The 1,530-nt window shown below is 62.8% G+C and carries 1 protein-coding gene; it reads right to left on the bottom strand.

The window, feature by feature from the left end; translation table 11 throughout:
* Positions 1-1,427: LCP family protein (locus Q3981_RS09395; protein ID WP_303125603.1), on the bottom strand; the 1,427-nt coding region annotated here is incomplete at its 3' end.
* Between the last annotated feature and the right edge of the window lie 103 nt (positions 1,428-1,530).

Below are 1,530 nucleotides of genomic sequence, written 5' to 3'. Positions count from 1 at the left end.
GCTCCGTCGTCGTCCCACACGTCGACGTCTCCGACATCGGTGGATTCATAGGATGCGATGGGGATCGTTTCGTTACGCGGTGACATGCCCAACCCAATACCCAAGCGGGCGAGATTCCACACGTGATCGTGCTTGTCCACTGTGAAAGAATCCGTCATACGGCTGACAAAGGGGAAGAAGCGGAACGGGTTGAGGAACGTGGTGGGGGATAGTGCCTTCTTCACCAGCGCGGCGAGGAACGTCCGCTGGTTCCTGGCACGGCCGATGTCGCCATCGTCCATCGAATGCCGTGACCGAACGAAGCCCAGGGCGGTGGGGCCATCAAGTTTCTGGCACCCCGGCTGCAGATTAATCCCAGCGAGCGGGTCATCCATGGGCTGCTCGACGCAGATTTTGACGCCGCCCACGGCATCGACCACCCCGGCGAACCCGCCGAAACCGATCTCCGCATAGTGGTCAATGCGCAGGCCAGTGGCCTGTTCCACCGTCTGCTGGAGGAGCTGCGGGCCGCCCAGCGCATACGAAGCGTTGACCTTGTCCTTTCCGTGACCGGGCACATCGACGTACGAATCGCGGGGGATGGACACCATCGTTGCCTTCCCTACGAAGGGAATGTGCACCAGGATGATGGAATCTGTGCGTCCGCCGCCCGTATCGCCACCGGTGGAAAGTTCAGCCTGCTGATCCTCAGAGAGGCCATCACGCGAATCAGAGCCAACGAGCAGCCAGTTCGTTCCCGAACCACCGCTAGGCCGTCCGCCATAATTGGTGAGAGCATCAACACGATGGAGCCGAAGATCGACCCACACCATCGTCCCGAGGGCAACGAGTATCAGGACGCCCAGGAGTGCTCCTAGCTTGCGCCCCCACCCGGACGATCGCCACCAACGTCCACGGCTTGTGGCGGACGAAAGCCATCGACGGCCTCGGCTTGGGCCGGAAGGGCGGCTCTTCTCGGACGGGCGGCTGCCGGCGGGAGGATAACTGGGCGCGCCGGTGCGTCGGTTATGTTCCTCGATTCCGCGAGGAGGCAACGGCTGAGAGTATCGACGGGAGTTCGAACTGTAGTCCCCGGGACGTCCATCACGGCGGCGTGGTGGTTGGGTGGAATCGGTTCGCTCCGACTGCCCGCTTTGATATCTCGCACGGGACGACGCAGGCCCCGGTTGTGCACGAAAGTGCTGGTATTCGTGCTTCTCATGCCGCGCAGGAGAGCTCCCCCCGGAGTAGTCGACGCGGGACCCGTCGGCCCGGTTGCTGCCGGTACGCCTACTGTTTGCTTCGTGACGGTGACCCCCACCATCGGCACCGTTGCTCGAAGCTGCAGTGTTTTTCCCTGACCGGCGTCGGATAGGTCGCCCGTAGCGGTCGACGATCGGGCGGCCATCAGGGCCGCGGAGGTAATCGTCATCGCTAGTGGTATTCATGTGAATAATGTTACTGGGTGTGGCGGCGGCGCACGTGGTGGCGTCCACCCGATGCCCGCGGAGCATCCGTCACAACAGGTAGCGGCGCGGTCATATCATTGCG

The sequence above is a fragment of the Corynebacterium sp. genome, assembly GCF_030530965.1.
Lineage (GTDB): Bacteria > Actinomycetota > Actinomycetes > Mycobacteriales > Mycobacteriaceae > Corynebacterium.
The sequence above is the reverse complement of the archived record's forward strand: the minus strand, read 5'-3'. Positions and strand labels throughout refer to the sequence as shown.